Source organism: Lysinibacillus contaminans (assembly GCF_001278945.1).
Lineage (GTDB): Bacteria > Bacillota > Bacilli > Bacillales_A > Planococcaceae > Lysinibacillus > Lysinibacillus contaminans.
The window spans coordinates 747,072-764,335 of record NZ_LGRV01000003.1 but is presented as its reverse complement, the minus strand read 5'-3'; the positions used below and the strand labels follow the sequence as shown (position 1 = coordinate 764,335).

Here is a 17,264-nt window from a genome sequence, read left to right as displayed (position 1 = left end):
GCCTAATAATCTTTTAAATTCCGCTCTATATCTACTTATCTAAATTCTTCACCCGCAAAACTAGAGATACATTTTCTCAATAGTTGTTCGCAAATGTCTTATAAATTTGATTTGTGCTCTTGGCATTAGATTGGCTCAAACTCTTTATATAAAAAATGGTTCGTCATCATAACTTGGGTTGATTTCCGTTCCAGCTAGGCGGCGTCCAATGAGCCGATTTACTCTCATCGACAAGCAATCTAAAATCGATACGCTCTTTAATCAAATATCTTCCCCGACTTTTGGTGATGAACCACAAATAAGAATAAATACTTTTGCGCAGTATTCTCGTGAATATTGTTCTTTCAATTTTTTAATAGCACCTCTTAAATAATTGAATACTCAGAAATTATAAAGTGCAATTGTTCATGTAATTCAGCATTTAATGAACAGTCCGTCGAAAGTCCGAAGGTAAGATAAACAATTTATTCATATCCAGTCTTTTTTCAGAAGGCAACAATGGATGGATTCCAATAAAGTCTACAAATCGCTCAAAAAGCTCTTCATCCAATAAATGTTTTTCCTTATACATCGTAGCGATTGCTTCTGCAGCACCTATTTCATCTTTGTATGGTTGATTTAGCGTGATAGTGGAGTATATATCTATTAATTGCAAAATCAAAACTTCCATTGGTAGTGCGGCAGCTGTTAATCCCTCTGGATAACCTGAGCCATCTATTCGTTCATGGTGTAACTTTGCTAAGTAGGCTACGGATTCTAACTTTACCTCACATAATATCTCATAACCGTCTTGTGTATGTTCTTTCATCTTATCAAATTCTTTGTTTGAAAGCTTATCTTCTTTTTTTAAGATATCAATAGGCGTTTTTAATTTCCCGATGTCATGAAATAAAAAGCCGATCGCATAATTTTCTAAATTTCGTATGCCTTCCCTTTTGGCAAATAACGTACATAGCGTAAAAACATCTATCGCATGCATATATGAATAGTAATCATGTCTTCCTAAAGCAAGTAGCATTGCTCGGTAGCGAACATTCTTCATGTATTTTTCAAATAAATCACGTACATAAATAATATCTTCCAGATCTTTCGGTGCATACCCATAGCGAATTTCAGGGCTTAATTCTGCTAATGCTAGTAAAAAATTCGGGTTATGCCTTGAATCCTCAATGACAATTTTTTTTTGCAATTCAACTACATTTTCAGGAACTAATAAATTTTCTTCTTGCAGACACTCTACTTCATTAGATTGAATACATACAAATTGTATCCTATGTTTTTTCAATAACGAAATAATTCTTGGATTTAATGCACTGCCTTTTTTCATAAGTATTTGATTTCCTACAAAGAGATCCTTCCCCAGCACCAATCCATCGTGCAAATCCACGATTTTCATTTTAGTGACTTCCAAAATAAACACTCCTTCTGTATTTGGTCTTACCTAAATATACAAACGTAAGGTTAAATTCAGGTTAAATTTTTCAAAATTTTAAATTAATTTAAAATATAGTAAATAAATTTACAATCCATGAGGATAAACATAAAAGATTTTATCAATTCACTATTTTTCTTAATGGTAAAGTACGAGGTTTTCTTTTAAGAAACAACCTACAAAATCCTTATTTCATCATACTAATTTCGTATATACCACCAGAACATGGATTTCTGGTATGGATATTTAAAAAAATTTTTTTCAGATAATTCATTATTAAACGAAACTCTTTCTACATATTTTCCGTAAGCATATGTAGAAAAGGAGTCGAACTATATGAGCATTGAAGTTGCTATACATAGAGGCGGGTACCAAGAACAGGAAGCAGTTATTTCTAATATTGAATTTAATGTACAAAGTGGTGAGCTTGTTGGGTTAATTGGTTCGAACGGAGCTGGCAAAAGTACAACACTTCAGGCAATTATGGGGGTCCTCCCCTTTATGAAGGGGCAAGTCTCGATTGATGTATACGGTTATGTGCCGGAGCGACCAATAATATATGAGTATTTTACTTTATGGGAACATATTGATTTTTATATGCGCACAGTTGGGAAAGAGCAAAATTTGACGGTACGTGCGCATGAGTTACTAGAGATATTTCATTTAGCAGACAAGTTGCATGAATTTCCAACCTCTTTTTCGAAGGGTATGCAACAAAAGGTGATGCTCATTTTAGCGTTCCTTGAAAACCGTTCAACATATATTTTGGATGAGCCGTTTATGGGACTAGATCCACAGGCCATGCGTAAGTTACTACATATTTTAGAGGACTTAAAGAATGAAGGCGCGGCAATTTTAATGAGTACCCATGCTCTGGATACCGCAGAAAAAATTTGTGACCGCTTCGTGCTGATTGACAATGGGTATATTTTACAGAAAGGAACGCTAGAAACACTGCGAGTAACAGTAGCACTGGAGAAGGGATCACTTCTGGATGTTTTTGATGCGTTACTTGAGGGCAATGCCCATGGTTAATTTATTTCAAACAAGAAGAAAATTAGAGAGACAGAATAACGTCAAGCTTCTCGCAAGCATTGTTGACTGGACAATTGCACTCTATATGATCTTACCTGGAGCTATTATTGGCTTTTTTCTATATAAAGATTTTGTCACGGATGTAGAAACACTTTGGGTGGCACAAGTTCCACTCGTTATTTGGATGGTGCTATTATTTTTCATCACAAGTATGCCAACGATTCGGACATATTTACAGCGTGCAGATCGCTTGTTTTTAATACAGGACAGTAGGCAGATGACCCAGTTAAAACGAGCCGGATTCACTTGGACATTGACAAAACATTTGTGCCGAATTGTCTTTTTTCTCGCATTACTAGTACCAATCTTCATAAAAGTCCATCACCTGACAACACTAGATTTACTGATTTATCTACTGCTATTTTTCACTGCAAGCTTTTGCAAAAACTTGGTCCACTTACGAATACAAATAAAGTGGCAGCAATTCTGTATTTCATTTGTTGTCTGGGTGGCTGGTATCGCGTTATTTTTATACGTATCACCCGTAGTGATTGCCCTCATATGCATGGTACTTTGCATTGTCAATTACATGTATTATGAACGACATTTTGTGCAAAGCATGAAGCATTTCGACCAATTAGTTGAACTCGATCAAGTCGAATTTTACAAATGGCAAAGTACCATTTTCAATACAGCACCAGAACTTCGCAGCATGCTGGCACCAAAAATGAAGAAACCTCGATTTTTATGGACAAATTCCAAGCGTATGTTTAGTCACTCAGATTATTTTATCGAGGAATTACTATGTAAAACGATGCTTCGTCAATCGCAGTATAAATGGGGCTATCTTCGTCTATTATTTACGGGCATTGGGTTCATTATAGTAGTACCAGTTTGGGTAAAATTTGTACTTTTAATTTTACTTTTCTTCGGCCTACGCACCTACATGAAGTCTATACTCCAGCAAACATTTGAACATAAAGTATGGACGATTTTTCAAGTATCCGAAGAGCAAATGCAACGAGCACGTACACGTCTACTAAAAGGCTTCGTTGATTTCCCTATTCTAATAGTCTTTGTAATGGTTGTTGTTTATTTAACTGGCTATTCGTAAAATGTAGTGGATATGTAACTTGCTATGTTTTCTTTTATTTACATTGGTAAGATTTTTTTCAGTAAAGAGAAAAGAGAGTTGAATATAATAAAAAAGTCCAAAAAAATTTAAAAAGGACGGCGGGACTGCCCCCGACAGTATAGACAAATAAAAAAAGCATCTTCGATTTAAGATATACTACAACGGCAATCGTAGAACAAACTGGCAAAGACTTTAAAAAATATTATAACTATATCCGAATTCAATCGAAACTAAACAACCAGTTGCCGTTACAATACCGACAACTGGTTGGATAAATGATTTTTTGACCTTCGTCTCATATACAGTGGCAGTATCATTGTATATTGAGGCTTTTATATTACATTTATGCTAATTCAATCCCTTAGTTGACAGAGTAAATTTTTGTAGATAATCCGAACTAAGGCTATAAGAAACAACTTTCTCCTTGTACTGCTTGACTACATCCACGTGATTATCGGAACTATAAACAAAGAAATTAACATCTTTTTTGCCACTTTTTACGTTGATGACAAATGGTTTAACATTAGTCTCTGGATGTAAAAATAATTTTTCATTGCCTGGAAATATATAATGTTTTTTTAAAAAGTTGGCTTCATTAAAGTATTCAGTATATTTATTTTTTTCTTCCTCTTCTAAATTCTTTCCGTTAAATGTTACAGTAACATCTTTTGAATCCAGTTTTTGATGAAGTTCAAATTTACTTAAAAGCCATGCCACAACTGCACTTGGAGGACTCATTAACACTTTAATAAGAATTCCAAACACTACCAAAATCCATATCATATCATATCAACTCCTTCAGTAGTGATATCTGGTTACTAATATACCTATAGGTACTCATTTTAATAGCATACAATATAGTATCACAAGAGTAGTAATTGTCAAACGGCGGCTTTTCTTCAATAAGACAACATAACGAGCCTCAACAATCGGGTGCTTTAATGGAACAAAAATAAACTACCATATTATTTCTATTAAAGTAGTAGGTTGATTTCCGCGGTGGGATGCTCGCTTTCCGCAGGCAAGCACTCGAGCACCCTCCGCTATAATCAACAAAAAAGCAGGTACAAATGCTAGTATTGAAAATAAAAAATAAGCAATTCCTAGTAATGAACAACCCATTATTCCCCTAATCAACACACCTGATCTCACTACTTACTACGAATACGCTTTTAATTCAAAATGAAAAGGTGAATGCCTGCATCTAAGCTGGCACCCACCTTTCCCTTATCCATTATTCACCATTCCCTGCACAAGTGTATTTCTAAATTCCTGCACTTGATCGGCTTTGATCGCTACTTTTTTATATTGTTTTTTTATGCCAAACATAAAAGTCACATCAATAGGTTCCTTCATATTTAATATAAACTGAGGGTGCACCTTGTCAAAATCACGAGCCACAAAATCAATCGTATCTTTTGATAATTTACCCTCTACTATCTCTTTGTCTTCAATTATTTCTTCGATATCCGCAAAACAAATTTCTGTTCGCTTCATTAAACCCATTGACAAATATAGCTTATCTTGCGTTACATAAACAGGATTTAAGCGTATCGCCTGCATATCTGCTAAAAAAAACACAACCGAATATATATTGAATATCAGTAAAATAATTGAAAGTACCATTGATTTTTCATGAAGCCACCAATGGATACCCATTGTCTCAATGACGATGGCATGAATAATCATAATTTGAAAAGCGATATAACTAGAATTTTGATGCAAGGTAAGACCAGGTTTTACTTTTCTCTTCCAGCTAGCTAAAGCATAATAAAACATTAAAAACTCCGCACAGATTATTTGAATAATTGGATGCTTTGGTGCATGTTGTTCAACAGATTCTGCAAATGAAAACATATCTGGCAATGTACTCGCCCTAACATCTGCTATAATCTTGGGCATGTAGCGAACAAGTGTCACCACGAGTAGTACTTCCAAAAGGAGTAGCGCGCCTTCAATCGCAAAACCAACCCATGTAACAGCAACAAAAGGTTTTAAGTACTCCATCGGGATTATAAAACGCGCAGCAATACAGCCTGTAGCAGCTAATAGAATTGCTTGTTTAACAGAAAATTTCCGTTTATATAGCATAAATAATACGGGCATTACAACGACAAAATCAATCAATGACCCTACAACAACACCCTGTGATTCACCCTTGATAATGGATAGACCAAAACCAGTATTGTACAGCGTGTAATTACTTACTAATACTAATAGTAAAAATGCTAACCATACGTTCTGCTTCTTCTTTAATGCAACCATTCGTATCTCTCCCCCACTACACTTATTGTTTCCTACACGTCAAAATGGAATCAGCTGTGTTAATAGTTTTCTTAGGCATCTCAAATTGAACGGTAACATTCACATCTCAACAACAAGTCCTCTAGAAAGTCTTTCTTACTCTTCATTTATTGCCCTCTCTTTCAACACAATTCCATTTAACTTCTCAATTATGTATTTCAATTGCTCTAATTCACTCATTTCCAACTTTGAATAATATTTCGAAACGATATACCGTTTTATTTCTTCCTCTTTTTCGAAATACTTGACGCCTGCTACATCTAATTGCACAAAGATTTCACGGCGGTTTTCTGAGTTAATTTGTCTTGAGAGGTAGTTCTGCTCCTCTAGCTTACTAACAAGCTGACCAACAGCACTTGATGTGATATTCAGGAATTGTGCAATTTGACCAATCGTCACATTCGAATTTTTTTTAATAAAATCAATAAGGATCATTTGCTTTGCTGATAGATCATCTGTCACTAAATGTTGGTGTACTTTTATAAAATGGCTATCCATCGAATAAATCGCATCATTAATATCCTGAACTAGCTGATATGTTTTTTCTTGTTGTTGTGTCATTTATCCTCAAATCCTTAAAGTGTAATTAATAGTAAAGGTAACTTTACTATTAATTACACTTTACCATCTCATCCACAATTGTCAATGACTGTAATAAAACGGATGCATACGATTTGCATCCGTTTTACCTATTTTAAATTCGCCTGTGTATCCTCGCATTCTACAAAAATGCTTTCCGATATGCATAAGGTGTGTATCCCGTATAACCTTTAAATTTTTCAATATAAAAACTTACTGTACTAAATCCAGTTTCAACAGCAATTTCTGTAATGGAAAGTTCCTTGTTCCGTAATAATTCCATGCTTTTCTGTAGTCGATAATGAAGTAAATACTCAAATACTGTCATGCCAACCATTTTCTTAAAAAAACGGCTACACTCTGCACGACTTAAAAATACATGTGCTGCCAGTTCATCTAGTAACACTTTTTCCATAAAGTGTGTATGTAAATAATCAATCATCTGCTTCACTCTCTCATGCTGCACAATGTTTGAAATGCTTAATTGTTCTTCCATCAATGCAGATTGCTCCAACAAGGACTCCCATATATGTAATAGCCCACGCCATACCTTCAGCTCGTAAAACTGCTTTCGTTCCTTTAATAATTTCGCTACAGCCTCTATTTCACACGCCACATCATCAGACAATTTCACAAAAGAACGTCTCCCCTCAATCACATACGGTAATACAAATTGAGTAGCAATGATACTTTCTTCATGTCCAGCAAGCATAGATGGATCCACATTTATACAATAAAATATGGCCTCATCCACCTCAAAAGGCTTACCCTCATGAAAACGGCCCGCATTCACAAATAACCCTTCGCCCGCTTCCAACACAAAAGACTCATGCCCTACTCGGTATAATATGCGACCTGTTTTTACGTAGACAAATTGAATTTCCTTGTGCCAATGTAATGGTAAAAAATCTGTCCTGTCTAACCGTAAAACTGTTTCATATAGTGCCACAGGAAATGATTTTGAACCATGTGAGGTTAATTCCTGCAAGTCCTTCGCTAATTTTATATAAGTTAACGCCAATTTCATCACCTCAATATATTGATATTTTTAAAGCTAAACACGATATTTTTTCCTGTTAGTACTTACTATAATCAGTATATATTGATAGTTTAGGAGATGTTACAGCATGAATCAACTAGTACAGAAAAATAAAACAATTGGTTTTATCCTCGTTATTTTAGGCGCAAGCTTTTGGGGTATTGGTGGTACGGTAGCACAACGTCTATTTCAGCAAGAAAATATTGAGGTAGGCTGGCTTGTTTCAAGTAGACTGTTACTTGCAGGTATTTTACTCATTTTTATCTACAAATTCACGCATAGAAAAGACTCTATTTTTGTCATTTGGCGAACGAAAAAAAATGCGTTTAGACAGATTCTGTTTAGCTTAGTCGGCATGCTTGCCGTGCAGTATACATACATGGCTTCTATTTCGCTTGGTAACGCAGCTGTAGCGACAATGCTACAATATTTAGCACCACTTTTCATTATGGCGTACTATTTACTAACTCGGCAAAGTTCGCTAACTAAGCACGATGGAATTGCTGTAACATTAACACTGATTGGAACATTTCTGTTGCTGACAAACGGCTCGCTTTCCACTTTTTCTGTTCCTACGATGGCTATTTTATGGGGTGTTTTATCGGGGCTCTCAGTTGCATTTTACACATTGTATGCTGTACCTCTCCTGCAGCAGTTCCACTCGCTCCTTGTCGTTGGTTGGGCAATGCTCATCGGGGGCGCTACCATGAGTATTTTCCATCAACCGTGGCAGATTAATCTATCGTCTTGGACATTTGAGACAATTGGCTACTTCACTTTTATCGTGATTTTTGGCACGATGTTTGCCTTTTGGTTTTACATCGAAAGTTTACACTATCTATCACCAAAGGAAACGAGTTTACTTGGTAGCTTAGAACCACTTGCAGCGGTCGTGACAAGTGTCGTGTGGCTACATATCGACTTCGGATTTTACCAGTTACTAGGAACACTTTTAATATTATGTATGATTTTATATCTTACTACCTTTCAAAAAAACACCTAAAAACGCAATAAAGTGTCAAAAATACTCTTGCAGCGCTTTTAAATCAGAAATTTCAAAAAACAAAAGGATATTAATGCCTATATTAACTTTTTAAATCTGTGAAATTATACACAAAAATTACATATTTCATGTAGCAAATTCTCTACCTTGTACCTTATACTGAAAATAATATTTAATTACTAAGGGAGAATTTAGATGGAGAGAAAAGTGATATTTTTTGAAGTGCAAGGCGGCAGTGATAAAGGAGCAGACGGCTATCGTAAAGATACAATGCCAATGGTTGATGCTTTAAAAGAACGTGGTCAGGATGCTGAAGTGATATTCTTTGATGTTACAAAAAAAGATGAAATTTTCAATTATGTTAAAGAGAATGGTATCGCTTATATTTCACGCATTAACCCAGGTAATCTTCAGCATGAAGCGGAGTATTTCGATATGCTACGTGACTTATGCGCAGTTGGCGTAATCGGCATGCCACATCCTGATGCGATGATTGGTTATGGTTCTAAAGACGTTCTCTCGAAATTAGTGTCGACAAACCTCGTGCCAGACGACACGTTTGCCTATTACACAATCGAAGCATTTAAAGCACAGTTCCCATCAGCACTTGCTATCACTGAACGCGTATTAAAGCAAAATCGTGGTTCAACAGGCGAAGGTATTTGGCGCGTAAAATTAGTAGAGCCACTTGCTGAAGGTGTTACAGAAGTGCCACTTGATGCAGCAATTAAATGTACCGAAGCGAAAGACAATCATGTAGAATACTGGAAGCTTGGCGAATTCATGTCATTTTGTGAACAGTATATTACGGGACAAAACGGTATGTTAATCGATATGCGCTTCCTACCTCGTATTACAGAAGGCGAAATCCGCTTATTTATGCTACATGATAAACCAGTTCATGTTGTACATAAAAAGCCTGCTGATTCTGAGGATGCCTTTAGTGCTACACTTTTCTCAGGTGCACAATATCGCTATGATTCACCAGAAAAATGGGAAGATCTTGTACAAAACTTCTTAACTCAGCTGCCTCAGGTGACAAACTTACTTGGCAACTATAACCTACCACTCATTTGGACAGCGGACTTCATGTTGGATACAGACGACGCAGGCAATGACTGCTATATTTTAGGAGAAATGAACTGTTCATGTGTGGGCTTCACGTCTGAGCTAACACTTGCACATCAGGTAGCTGAAGAAATTTTATCTTGTATTGGTGACATTGGAATGATTTCAGCTTAAATGTTAAAAAAGTGCGACAAAAGCGTCGCACTTTTTTATATATAGACTCGAATAGCTGTGACAAATTCATACATGAAATAACAAGCAAAGCCCAGCAATAGTACTCCTGCAGCAATCGTTAGCCATTTAATGGCGGTACGATTCATCGCCTTTCGTGTCAACGAAATAATGGCCATTAAGCCTACATCATGAAGTAAAATACCACTTAACACACCGGCTGCGACAATGAGGAAATTTTTCGGTTCTCCTTGATCATACGAATTTGCGAGTACAACTCCAAAAACATTCACCCAAAAAACGAGATTCCCCGGTGATACTGCTACAAGTAAACCATTACGATAAGAACTAAAAAAGGATTTTGTCACCTTTTCCCCCGATAATGTAATTCCTTGATCGGCATTTTTAATGGAATCAAACCCTAAAAACAGTAAAAAACCTGCCCCAATAAGCCACATTGGGATTTGAACAATCGGCATTGCTAATATAGAGGCAAGCCCCATGTACAAAGCACAAATTAACAGCAAATCAATGGTCATGCCACCTAGCCCAACCGCCCATCCATGCATAAACCCATTCTTTAGCCCTTGCTTCGTCATTTCTACGGTAATTGCACCTACTGGCATTGCGATTGCAAGCCCTACCAATACATACGCTACATACAAACTCAAAGAAACAGTTCTTTCAAACAATCAAATACGCTTCATTCGTCCGTTTATAAGATTATAATAGCATAAATATACATAATTTCAATTAATTTTAAATTATTATTCACCTTTAGGGCCATATTGACTTTTTGTATTTCTCAACGTATTATACCCTGGCAGGTATCAAATAAATTCATGGAGGATTTCCCATGCAGAAAATATTTATATCACTTATAGCCTTATTGTTGATAGCTGGTTGCTCTAATAGTCAAGAATCCTTTGAAACGATTGATATTACTACGATTGAAGATAAGGTCGCGGATGGTTGGAAAATTGTAGATGTTCGTGAGGTTGAAGAATTCGAGAATGGGCACATTCCAAATGCTATTAATGTTCCACTTTCTTCAATATCGCAAGGTGAACACAGTGTACTTGAGCAAGATCAGAAATACATCGTCATTTGCCAAAGTGGTAATCGTTCTCAAAAAGCAAGTGAACAACTACATAAAGCAGGCTTTCAAGTACTCAACGTCAAACAAGGCATGGGCTCTTGGACAGGTGACATCGTTAGTCCATAATGAAAAATGCGAAGCTCCTCTTAATAGTAAGAGAAACTTCGCATTTTTTACAACATTTGTTTTTTCCACTGCGCAAGTACATCTTTAGACTTCGCAAGTTCAACTTTTAATGCAATCTGCTTGGCACTGCAACGCTTTTCTGCCTTCAACCATGCCTCTTCAAGCGCAGGTAAATAGCTTAAGTTTTTCGTGGATGCCACAAGCTGCAACAAAATATTCCCTTGAATAAAATGCCAGCGTGGGTTCATTTCATCTAACAGAATCGCCTCTTCAATCAAGCGAAGAGCTAAATAAGGGCTTGCCTCTATACGATTGATGAACTTTGCAAAGGCACCCCAGTACAGTGCTTTATTTGGTTGCAATTTAATCGCTTCTGCATATTGTGCCATCGCTTTATCATTTTCTTTCGCTAATAAAAAATACTCAGCCATCGTATAATAGGCATTGGCCTGCGTCTCCACTGGTCCTGCTAATAATTCATCCACAACCTTGCCAAATTGCTCCGCATCCTGACTACCAACATACGCAGCAACTGCATCACGCTCTGGATACGATTCATCCGTCCGCTCAACACTTTGCTTTAACTTCTCAGCAGTCGGACTTGGCATATTTTCGTAGCCATTAGCTTGTAGAAGTGCTACATGCTGTTGCACCGTGGCAAACGATGGATCCGTCGCAAATGATTCAACCTCTAGTAGTGCTTTCGCTACTGCATAACTTCCCTTCACTTTCCCACTTACAAATAATTCATTGATATATTGCACTTGCTCGTCAAACTGTTTAATCACTATAAAATCCTCACCTTCACTTAAAGAAAAAGTCTTTCGTTAAGTTTACCATCTTTAAAGAGAAAATTAGCTATTTTCTTTCAATTTGAAAGTCTCAACATATTTTTCGAGTTCCTGTGCCATGAGAGTAGTTTCATTCGAGCTTTGAGCCACCTCATCTATGCTATCGGTTGTTTGCTGGGCAGCAACGGAAATATGATTCATCGTTTCTTCAATTTCTTGTATAGTCTCAGTTAATTGTTGAATCATGTGCACAACATGTGTAGATTTCTCTGTTTCTGCTGTCATCAAATCAGAAATAACTGTAATTTCATCCACTGTTTCTGCAACTGCCGATGAAATATCACTGAGTGACTGCGCTGTTAACAGAACTGTCTCTGCGCCTTTTTCAATGTGTTGCGTATTGTTTGTTGTAGAAGAAATTACATGCTGAATATGTTCCATAATGTCTTGAACGAGTTTTTCCACTTCTAAAACTTCTCGATTAGATTGTTCCGCAAGTTTTCGTACCTCATCTGCAACTACCGCAAAGCCTTTACCTTGTTCGCCAGCTCTAGCCGCCTCAATAGATGCATTAAGTGCTAATAAGTTCGTTTGTGTAGCAATACCCGCAATAGAGTTCGTAATATCTTGAATTTTCGTTGTTGATGTAACTAAATTTTGAATTGTATGACGTACTTCTTCTGAACCGCTACGAATTAACTCCATATCGTGACTAATGTCCTTTGCACGAAGCTCCCCTTCAGCAGCAATTTTCATTGTTTGATTGGAGTTTTGAACAGTATAATCTGCTTTTGTTTTCATATTTCGCATGTCTTCAGCAAGAGATGTTAATATTTCTGTTGCATTTACTGCATGATGCATGCCATCCGTTACGGCCGCTGTTACTTCCCCAATGTTATTGGCTACGCCCTGGACGGTATCCGTCATTTCATTCAGCGTAATTGTAGTTTCACCTGCATTACCCGTCAATTGATGAGAAGTGGAACGCATTGTTAATAGTATATTTTGCAAATTAACTGTCATTCGATTTAAGGTGCGACCTAAATCTCCCACTTCATCATGACTTTTCACCTGTGATTCAGAAACTGCTAAATTTCCGTCTGCAATTTGTTTCGCCTGTTCAATCAGTTGGCTAATCGGCTTCACTTTTCGACGAATTAAGAACCCCGTAACAATCGAAGCTAAAAGCATTGGAATGATGCTAAGTAAAATTCCGTTACGTACGACATCCCAAGTTCTTTCTTTTACAATGTTCGCATCAAAATCAATTACACTAATGGCAATAATTTCTTTGCTCGTATCATGATCTTTAAAAATTGGTGCATATCCTGATAGACGATCCATTCCCCCAAACGTATATGGTTCAGAATAGGTTGGATGTTTCATCTCAAGTAACATCTTAATGGCTTCTTCATCTATCTGAAAAGAATCACCAGGTGCAAAGCCCTTAGCGGCAAGCTGATCATCAAGTGCAAGCAATGTTCCGTCAAGATTTAAAATATACTGTGTTTGGAAAATATCTTTATGACTGGTTGTCCAGTTAAGTTCACTACTGATTTTATCCATCACTGCACGATCTCCTGTAAGCGCTTTATCGATATCCACAGGACGAATTAAACCTGTCGTAATATTGGCACAGCCATATGCCTCCACACCAGCAGCATCATATAATTTATTATAGGCAGTTATGTATGTAGCGAGCGAAGTAATGCCAAGCATTACAACAAGAATTCCAGCAATAATTGTTCCGAGTTGAAAAGTTAATGAATTTTTTAATTTCATGATTCATTCGCTCCCCTTTCTTGTAAGAATCTATGTAACTTCATAATTTTCTACCATCATACTACAGAAAGATGTATTTAAAAAGAATCTTTTATTCTTTTTTTAGTTTATAATCGCAAGAAAAACTTTCTTAATTATCTGAATTATGAGATAATAGCAAGAAAATCTCCTTACCGCAAGAGGAGCAAATTACATATAAGGGGGGTATTGATATGAGCAAATTCACTAACTTTTTATCGCTTTTCATCGGAAATATGTTAACGCTTGGAGCAATTTTTGTGTATGCTACTCAAAGTCAAACGAAAGTCGAGCTTGGCACGTATGGATTAGTGATGGTGCTCTTTAGTACTCTCTTAATCACTGTTTTTTATGTATGGAGTGATACGAAAAAACCTATGATAAATCGATTTTTAGAATGAATTATACCATACTCTACAATCCCAGCTCTTTTAAATAGGTTATGTTAATCAAGGATATTGCGATTCAGCACAACTTCAACATTGCCTGAAATATTAGCTGGTAAATTCTGCCAGGACTCGGAGATAACCTATAAAACTTTAAATGAAGGTGACTCAAGTAAAAATTGAGCCACCTTCTTTTTTGTACTAAACGCTTCCATTTTTAAAGAACTCCTCTTTGAAAATGGATGTTTTTTGTTGAAAAGTATATTTTTTTGTAAAAAAAATAAAAACAATGATTGTGACTTGAAAAAATTTTCTGTATAATCAGCTTGTTTGAAAAATACATTTATATGAACCTGGGGGTAGACAATTGGGTAAAGCATTGATTATAGGAGCTGGCGGAGTTGCCAGTGTGGTAGTTCACAAGTGTGTACAGAATTCGGAGGTATTTGAAGAAATCTGTATCGCAAGTAGAACTGTTTCAAAATGTGACGCTCTAAAAGAAAAACTAGATGGCGGAAAGACGATAATTCATACCGCACAGGTAGATGCAGACAATACCGACGAACTGATCGAGCTTATTAAAGGCTTTGGACCAGACGTAGTCATTAACGTTGCACTGCCTTACCAAGACTTAACGATTATGGATGCTTGCTTAGCTACAGGTGTGCACTATGTGGATACTGCAAACTACGAGCCACCTGAAACGGCAAAATTTGAATATAAATGGCAATGGGCTTATAAAGAAAAGTTTGAAAAAGCTGGTCTGACTGCGCTACTTGGTAGCGGCTTTGACCCAGGCGTAACAGGCGTTTTCACAGCTCATGCACAAAAACATGAATTCGATGAGATTCACTATATCGATATCGTCGATGCAAATGCCGGTGACCACGGCTATCACTTCGCAACAAATTTCAATCCAGAGATCAATATTCGCGAAATTACAGCGAATGGTCGTTATTGGAGAGAAGGCGAGTGGATTGAAACAGCACCACTTGAGAAAAAAGAAGTATATAACTTACCAGAAATCGGCCCTAAAGATATCTATCTTCTGTATCATGAAGAACTAGAGTCAATCTCTAAAAATATTAAAGGTTTAAAACAAATCCGCTTCTGGATGACGTTCTCTGAGAAATACTTAACACATTTAAAAGTGTTAGAGAACGTTGGTATGACATCGATTGAGCCTATCGAATATGAAGGCAAGATGATTCAACCAATTCATTTCTTATCGAAAGTATTACCAGACCCAGCTTCACTTGGGCCACGTACAAAAGGAAAAACAAATATCGGCTGTATCGTTCGTGGACTCAAAGATGGCAAGGAAAAAACATACTATGTATACAATGTGTGTGACCATGAAGAATGCTATAACGAAGTGGGTTCACAGGCAATTTCATACACAACTGGCGTACCAGCGATGATTGGCGCAATGCTTGTGATGAACGGTACATGGCAAAAGCCAGGTGTTTACAACGTCGAAGAGTTCGATCCAGATCCATTCATGGATGCATTAAATAAATGGGGTCTTCCATGGCAAGAAAGTCATAACCCTGAGCTACTTGACCTTGAAGAAAAAGCTACGGAACTAAGCCGATGAAACCTATTGACTTCACAAAAGTCCCTTCCCCTGCATACGTAGTGGATGAAAGACTATTAACTAAAAACCTAGAGCTTTTAAAATCTATTCAAGATCGTACGGGTTGTCGTATTTTACTTGCACTTAAAGGATTTTCGATGCATTCGACATTTCCTTTAGTCGGTGAATACTTAGCTGGTATTACGTCAAGTTCGCTATTTGAAGCGCGACTAGGCTATGAAAAAATGGGCAAAGAAGTCCATGTCTATGCACCTGCTTATGTAGAACATGAAATGGACGAACTACTTGGCTATGTTGATCACATTGTCTTTAACTCATTCAGCCAATGGGCACAGTATAAAGACAAGGTTCAAAATTTCGGTACGTCAATTGAATGCGGTATTCGAGTTAACCCTGAATACTCTGAAATTGAAACTGCACTTTATGATCCTTGCTATACAAATTCTCGCCTTGGAACAACCTTAGCAAATTTCGACAAGTCACAACTTGACGGTATAGACGGCTTACACTTCCATGCAATGTGCGAGCAAAACTCTGATACGTTGGAACGTATTATCAAAGTTGTAGAGGAAAAATTCGGTGACGTCTTGCACCAAATGAAGTGGTTAAACTTCGGTGGTGGTCACCATATCACACGTGATGATTACGACGTAGAGAAACTTGTTGGCATCATTAACTACATTCAGGATAAATATGACCTACAAGTGTATTTAGAGCCGGGTGAAGCCGTAGCCCTAAATACAGGCTATTTAGTGGCCACAGTACTGGATATTCAGAAAAACGGCATGGACTTAGCTATTTTAGATACATCTGCCACATGTCATATGCCAGACGTACTAGAAATGCCCTACCGTCCTGTTATTATCGACGCAGGGCAACCAAATGAGCTAACACACACGTATCGTCTTGGAGGGCTTACATGCCTTGCTGGGGATGTTATTGGGGACTATTCATTTGAAGAGCCACTTAAACCAGGTGATCGTTTGGTTTTCACAGACATGGCCCATTACTCCATGGTGAAAAACCATATGTTTAATGGTGTAAACCTTCCTTCAATCGTTTCTTATAATGACGAGGAAGGCATCAAAATCATTCGTGAATTTAAATTTGAAGACTACAGCGGTCGTCTTTCTTAATTAATTTAACGCAATATTTCTCATCTTCGTTTTATTACTAGGATGATCATAAAAAAAAAACGTAGAGCTCTTAAGCTTCTACGTTTTTTTCATTTTCAATCATCTTGTGTAAGTAGTTAATAATCTGACGAATACCATCAAGTGAGTTTACCAATACTTTCGGATCCACAAAAGTGATCATACGATTTTCTAGATTTGCAACGGCTGTAAAATAGCGTGTCTTTGAATAATTAACAAGACCTACTTGCTTTAAAACAGACTCATCAAAATCAAGAATTTCCTTCGCTTCCGTCACAAGTAAACCATAATTCACCACATCCGTATTTAATATGATAATACGAGAAGCATCCCCATTCGTCGAACGATTATATAAAATCCGCTCAAAATCGAGCACAGGGATAAGCTCCCCACGATTTCTCGTAAAGCCTAATAAATAATTCGGCAAATGAGGAATAGGTGTTACACGGTCTAGCTTTTCAATGGATATAGCCTGCTCTACGGGTACTGCATATTCTTCAGTCCCACATGCAAACACAACAGCCTTTATACTTTCCATACGTTCA

General features: G+C 37.0%; 17 protein-coding genes. 8 read left to right on the top strand and 9 right to left on the bottom strand.

Features of this window, described 5'->3' with window-relative positions:
• Positions 1-421 precede the first annotated feature (421 nt).
• Positions 422-1,411 carry an HD-GYP domain-containing protein gene (locus AEA09_RS06010; RefSeq protein ID WP_053582973.1) on the bottom strand — a complete coding sequence of 330 codons (990 nt, stop codon included), beginning with the start codon at positions 1,409-1,411 and terminating at the stop codon, positions 422-424.
• A gap of 357 nt (positions 1,412-1,768) precedes the next feature.
• Between AEA09_RS06010 and AEA09_RS06005 the strand changes: the two genes are divergently transcribed.
• Together AEA09_RS06005 and AEA09_RS06000 are read left to right on the top strand one after the other, a co-directional pair.
• Positions 1,769-2,467 (top strand): ABC transporter ATP-binding protein, encoded by a 699-nt coding sequence (locus AEA09_RS06005; protein WP_053582972.1) that lies wholly within the window; start codon positions 1,769-1,771, stop codon positions 2,465-2,467.
• Positions 2,460-3,581: an ABC transporter permease gene (locus AEA09_RS06000; protein WP_053582971.1), complete on the top strand. Its 1,122-nt coding sequence runs from the start codon at positions 2,460-2,462 to the stop codon at positions 3,579-3,581. The genes AEA09_RS06005 and AEA09_RS06000 overlap by 8 nt, the downstream gene beginning before the upstream one ends.
• 369 nt (positions 3,582-3,950) lie before the next feature.
• Here the strand turns inward: AEA09_RS06000 and AEA09_RS05995 are convergent, their stop codons facing one another.
• The 4 genes from AEA09_RS05995 to AEA09_RS05980 form a co-directional block, all read right to left on the bottom strand.
• Positions 3,951-4,385, bottom strand: coding sequence for a YfmQ family protein (locus tag AEA09_RS05995; protein WP_053582970.1), 435 nt, complete (start codon positions 4,383-4,385; stop codon positions 3,951-3,953).
• A 444-nt stretch (positions 4,386-4,829) separates the two neighbouring features.
• Positions 4,830-5,867 carry a hypothetical protein gene (locus AEA09_RS05990; RefSeq protein ID WP_053582969.1) on the bottom strand — a complete coding sequence of 346 codons (1,038 nt, stop codon included), beginning with the start codon at positions 5,865-5,867 and terminating at the stop codon, positions 4,830-4,832.
• Between the two features lie 135 nt (positions 5,868-6,002).
• Positions 6,003-6,467 (bottom strand): MarR family winged helix-turn-helix transcriptional regulator, encoded by a 465-nt coding sequence (locus AEA09_RS05985; protein ID WP_053582968.1) that lies wholly within the window; start codon positions 6,465-6,467, stop codon positions 6,003-6,005.
• Positions 6,468-6,627: 160 nt separating this feature from the next.
• On the bottom strand, positions 6,628-7,512 hold the full coding sequence (locus tag AEA09_RS05980) for an AraC family transcriptional regulator (protein ID WP_245622791.1): 885 nt from the start codon (positions 7,510-7,512) through the stop codon (positions 6,628-6,630).
• A 100-nt stretch (positions 7,513-7,612) separates the two neighbouring features.
• On the opposite strand from AEA09_RS05980, the gene AEA09_RS05975 reads away from it, so the two are divergent.
• On the top strand, positions 7,613-8,527 hold the full coding sequence (locus AEA09_RS05975; RefSeq protein WP_053582966.1) for a DMT family transporter: 915 nt from the start codon (positions 7,613-7,615) through the stop codon (positions 8,525-8,527).
• A 195-nt stretch (positions 8,528-8,722) separates the two neighbouring features.
• The gene (locus tag AEA09_RS05970; RefSeq protein WP_053582965.1) at positions 8,723-9,769 is read left to right on the top strand and encodes a Cj0069 family protein; all 1,047 of its coding nucleotides are present in this window, start codon (positions 8,723-8,725) and stop codon (positions 9,767-9,769) included.
• A 35-nt stretch (positions 9,770-9,804) separates the two neighbouring features.
• On the opposite strand, the gene AEA09_RS05965 is transcribed toward AEA09_RS05970, so the two are convergent.
• The gene (locus AEA09_RS05965; RefSeq protein ID WP_053584626.1) at positions 9,805-10,437 is read right to left on the bottom strand and encodes a LysE family transporter; all 633 of its coding nucleotides are present in this window, start codon (positions 10,435-10,437) and stop codon (positions 9,805-9,807) included.
• A gap of 185 nt (positions 10,438-10,622) precedes the next feature.
• Here AEA09_RS05965 and AEA09_RS05960 point away from each other — a divergent pair, with 185 nt between their 5' ends.
• Positions 10,623-10,991, top strand: coding sequence for a rhodanese-like domain-containing protein (locus AEA09_RS05960; protein ID WP_053582964.1), 369 nt, complete (start codon positions 10,623-10,625; stop codon positions 10,989-10,991).
• 47 nt (positions 10,992-11,038) lie between these two features.
• Here the strand turns inward: AEA09_RS05960 and AEA09_RS05955 are convergent, their stop codons facing one another.
• Both AEA09_RS05955 and AEA09_RS05950 read right to left on the bottom strand, forming a co-directional pair.
• Positions 11,039-11,779, bottom strand: a complete 741-nt coding sequence (locus tag AEA09_RS05955; RefSeq protein ID WP_245622790.1) for a tetratricopeptide repeat protein — start codon at positions 11,777-11,779, stop codon at positions 11,039-11,041.
• A 66-nt stretch (positions 11,780-11,845) separates the two neighbouring features.
• A complete protein-coding gene (locus tag AEA09_RS05950; RefSeq protein WP_053582962.1) occupies positions 11,846-13,564 on the bottom strand; it encodes a methyl-accepting chemotaxis protein in 1,719 nt (572 codons plus the stop codon).
• Between the two features lie 212 nt (positions 13,565-13,776).
• Between AEA09_RS05950 and AEA09_RS05945 the strand changes: the two genes are divergently transcribed.
• The 3 genes from AEA09_RS05945 to nspC all read left to right on the top strand — a co-directional run bounded on the left by AEA09_RS05945 (position 13,777) and on the right by nspC (position 16,701).
• Positions 13,777-13,983 (top strand): hypothetical protein, encoded by a 207-nt coding sequence (locus AEA09_RS05945; protein ID WP_053582961.1) that lies wholly within the window; start codon positions 13,777-13,779, stop codon positions 13,981-13,983.
• A 352-nt stretch (positions 13,984-14,335) separates the two neighbouring features.
• On the top strand, positions 14,336-15,565 hold the full coding sequence (locus tag AEA09_RS05940) for a saccharopine dehydrogenase family protein (RefSeq protein WP_053582960.1): 1,230 nt from the start codon (positions 14,336-14,338) through the stop codon (positions 15,563-15,565).
• Positions 15,562-16,701, top strand: coding sequence for a carboxynorspermidine decarboxylase (nspC, locus tag AEA09_RS05935; protein ID WP_053582959.1), 1,140 nt, complete (start codon positions 15,562-15,564; stop codon positions 16,699-16,701). The genes AEA09_RS05940 and nspC overlap by 4 nt, the downstream gene beginning before the upstream one ends.
• A 70-nt stretch (positions 16,702-16,771) precedes the next feature.
• On the opposite strand, the gene AEA09_RS05930 is transcribed toward nspC, so the two are convergent.
• Positions 16,772-17,257: a chemotaxis protein CheW gene (locus AEA09_RS05930; protein WP_053582958.1), complete on the bottom strand. Its 486-nt coding sequence runs from the start codon at positions 17,255-17,257 to the stop codon at positions 16,772-16,774.
• Positions 17,258-17,264: the final 7 nt, after the last annotated feature.